The 3364-nt window shown below is 72.2% G+C and carries 2 protein-coding genes and 1 pseudogene; 2 read left to right on the top strand and 1 reads right to left on the bottom strand.

Annotation, left to right across the window (positions count from 1 at the left end):
• Positions 1–1284, bottom strand: a 1284-nt coding sequence (locus tag U9980_RS23675; protein ID WP_322769955.1) for an NlpC/P60 family protein, incomplete at its 3' end; no start/stop codon positions are given.
• 143 nt (positions 1285–1427) lie between these two features.
• Between U9980_RS23675 and U9980_RS23680 the strand changes: the two genes are divergently transcribed.
• Together U9980_RS23680 and U9980_RS23685 are read left to right on the top strand one after the other, a co-directional pair.
• Positions 1428–2117, top strand: a complete 690-nt coding sequence (locus U9980_RS23680; RefSeq protein WP_322751382.1) for a DUF4255 domain-containing protein — start codon at positions 1428–1430, stop codon at positions 2115–2117.
• A gap of 3 nt (positions 2118–2120) precedes the next feature.
• Positions 2121–3364 (top strand): annotated as a pseudogene (locus U9980_RS23685) (ATP-binding protein); the annotation flags it as partial.

A 3364-nucleotide genomic window follows, 5' to 3' on the forward strand; every position in this document is an offset into this window, starting at 1 on the left:
GTCTGCGTCGCTGTCGGTGTCAGTGCGGGTTGTGGCGGTGGAAGCGGCGCCGATCGCGCCGTCGAGCCGGCCGGTGTGGGCCGTGTCCGGATCGCTCGGGTTCGTTCCCAGCGCCAGCTCGATGGAATCCGGTACGCCGTCGGAGTCGGTGTCCGCGGACAACGGGTTGGTGTGCAGGTGCAGTATTTCGTAGGCATCTGACAGACCGTCATCGTCGGAGTCGGTCCGGGTGGGGTCCGTCCCGAGGTGCCGTTCGAGTGCATCGGTGAGGCCGTCGGCATCGGTGTCGGTCCCGTCGGCCGCCGCCACTGAGCCAGCCGCGTCGGGTCTGGACGGTGCGTCGCTGCCCGGCACTGCGGAGATGCCGGGTATCAGCGCCGCGCGGGTCATCCAGCGTCCGGCGTCGTTGAACACCCCCACGCCCTCGCGGGGGTTGCGCGCCTCAATGGTGCGACCGTCCCCCAGACTGATCGCGACATGTGCTTTGGCCGGTTCCCCGCTGCCGCGGCCCGCGTCGTCGGAGAACTGGAACAGCAGTGCGCCGGGGGTATGCAGCGCCTGCTCGACGGAGATCTCCATGCCTTCGCCGCGCAGGCTTGAATACTGCGCCCACGCGCCGTCGGGGATGTCGTGGCCGGCCTGGTGAGCAGCCCACTGCGTCAGCTCGGAGCAGTCGAACGTGGTCGGGTCGGGGTCGTCGAGGTTCACTTCGGCGCCGAAGACGTAGTGGTCGCCGGACTGCCGAAGCGCCGCGTCCAGGAACCGGCGGGTCGTGTCGGAGCCCGCTGCGGTCTCGCCGTTCACATGCGCGTGGCCGCCGGCATCCGCGGGTCCATGCGTGATACCGGGTCCGTGCGTGACACCGGGACCGTCGCCGGCGGCGAGCGGGTGGCCGTAGCCCGGGGTCCCCGTCCACGAGCCCAGGCCGGAACCGTCGCCGGCTTCGACCGACGCGTGCTGGGCGTGCGTCTTGAAGTCGAGGTATCTGGCGTTCGCGCCGTGGTGGGTCGACGTCCAGGGTGAGACGTCCCGGCCCTGCCGCGACACCTCATAGGCGAGCTGGGCGTTGATCTTCGGGTCGTACAGGTCGCGGTCCCGCCACTGTGGATGGGCGTTGAGGTTGATCTGCCACAGCCCGCGGGAGTCCTCACCGTGGGAGTTGTGGGAACTGCTGTTGCCGCCGGACTCCGCCAACGCGACGGCGGTCATCGTCGTCGCCTGGTCGGGGGAGAACCCCGCGCCCCGGGCGAAGCCGTAGATCTGCGTCGGATTGTAGATCGCCACGGCATCGACGGTACGCGCGTGGTGACGATTGTGGAACAGCCTGATGTACCGGCAATCCGTGCCGGCACGCGTGCCCGATGAGGCAGCCGGAGGGCGCGGTTGGCTCCTTGTCCTGACGTCCGCGGTGAGAGACCGTGACGGAGATGATCCATGACGTTGACGCGACGCTGGCCGCCTTGCTGACCGCGGAGGCCCTGCCCGCAGGCGAGGCCGAGGTGGTCTTCGACGCGCCGACCCGGGACTGGGCGAGCCGCCTCAACGGCCCGTGCGTGGATGTCTTCCTCTACGACATCCGTGAGGACGTCGGGCGCCGGGAGATCGCGGCCGAGCCGGTCCGCAACACCGAGGGGCGTGTTGTCGCCCGCCGGCCGCCGCCACGGCGGTTCCGGCTGTCCTACCTGCTCACCGCGTGGACCCGGCGCCCCGAGGACGAACACCGGCTGCTGTCCCAACTGCTGGGCGCGCTGCTGCGCCACGACCGGGTACCCACCGGGCATCTGCGTGGCCAGCTGTCCGCCCAGCCGCTGCCCGTACTGTTGCAGCTTGCCCTGCCGCCCGGCGCAGACCGGGGCATCGCCGACGTCTGGAACGCCCTCGGCGGCGAGCTGAAACCATCCCTCGATCTCGTGGTGGTGGCACCGTTCGACCCGGCGCCGGTGGTCCCAATCGGCCCGCCGGTGTTGGAGAAGCCGTACCTGGATGTCCGCCGTTCCCCGGTGGATCCGCGTGCGCAACGGGCCCCCGACGCGGCCGATCCAGCTGGGCTTCCAGCTGCGGGCGTCCGTTCGCCTGGCACGGGTAACGGCAGGGCCGCTCGGATCGCGGAGCTGTAGGCGGTGCTGTCCCCATCCCGATCCCCGTCCCTGGCTGATCTGATCGGACGGCTGGCCGTCGTCGAGGAGCGGGTGCGCGCCGCGGTCGCGGCTCGGCGCGCGGTGGACCCCGAACCGGACGATGCGTTTCGCGGTCTTTACCTGAGCGACGAGCAGGCCGACCGCCTGCTCGAGCCCGGATATCCGGGACGGCTACCAGCGTCGTCCAACGAGGGGATGTCGCCGGCGGACGCCGACGGCGCGCGTGCCGACCGGTTGGAGCGCGATGCGGCCGCGCCCGAGGCCGCGGGGGATGCCGCGGCCGAGGCTGCCGGTGAGGAACTGCGGTTGCCGACGCTTGCCCGCCGATGTGGGCTGACCGGCCTGGACGTCGACATCCTGTTGATTGCCCTCGCTCCGGATCTCGAGTCCCGGTTCGAGAAGCTCTACGGCTACCTGCACGACGACGTGAGCCGGCGGCGGGCCAGCCCGGGTCTGGCCCTGGAACTGGGTGGGCGTTCGCCGCTGGACGCCGACGCGCGGGCGCGCTGCGGGCGCAACGGGGCACTGGTGGCCGCCGGGCTGCTCGTCGTCGAGGACGCAGACCGTCCCTTCCTGACCCGGTCGCTGCGGGTGCCCGACCGGGTGGCGGCGTACCTGCTGGGTGACGACAGGCCCGAACCCGGGCTTGGCGCCGTACTCGTCGACCCGCCCGATGTGGGCGGCGCCATCGTCGACAGACTGGCCCGCGCGCTCACCGCCGGGGTGTCCCTGACCTACCTGCGTCAGCTCCCGGGAGGCGACGCGCTCACGGTCGCCGCGTCGGCCTGCCGCCGGGCGGGGCTGGCGGTGCTCGCGGCCCAGCTCGGCGCCGCCTCGACCACCACCGACGGATCCGACCCGTCGGTCCTGCCCGAGGCGGTCCGGGAGGCCAGGTTGCGCGGCGCCGTGCTGGTCGCCGGGCCCCTCGACGCCCAGTCCGCCGCCGCGGTGGCCGGCCTGGTCACGTCCGTTCAAGGCACGTCACAGTTCTCGCCGCAGATCGTGCTGTTCGGACGCGGCGGGTGGGAGCCGGAAACGCCCGGCCCCGCACCTCTGAGCTGCGACGTTGAACCGCTGCCAGCCGCCGAACAGGCGGCGCTGTGGTCGGCCGAGCTGGGCGGGTCAACCCAGGCCGGCGAGCTGGCCGCGTTCCGCCTCACCCCCCGGCAGGTACGCCGAACGGTTGCCGCAGCCCGTGCCCTGGCCGCCGCAGGCACCGGCCGCGA

The organism is Protofrankia sp. Cr1, from assembly GCF_963555865.1.
In the GTDB taxonomy this organism is placed as follows: domain Bacteria; phylum Actinomycetota; class Actinomycetes; order Frankiales; family Frankiaceae; genus Protofrankia.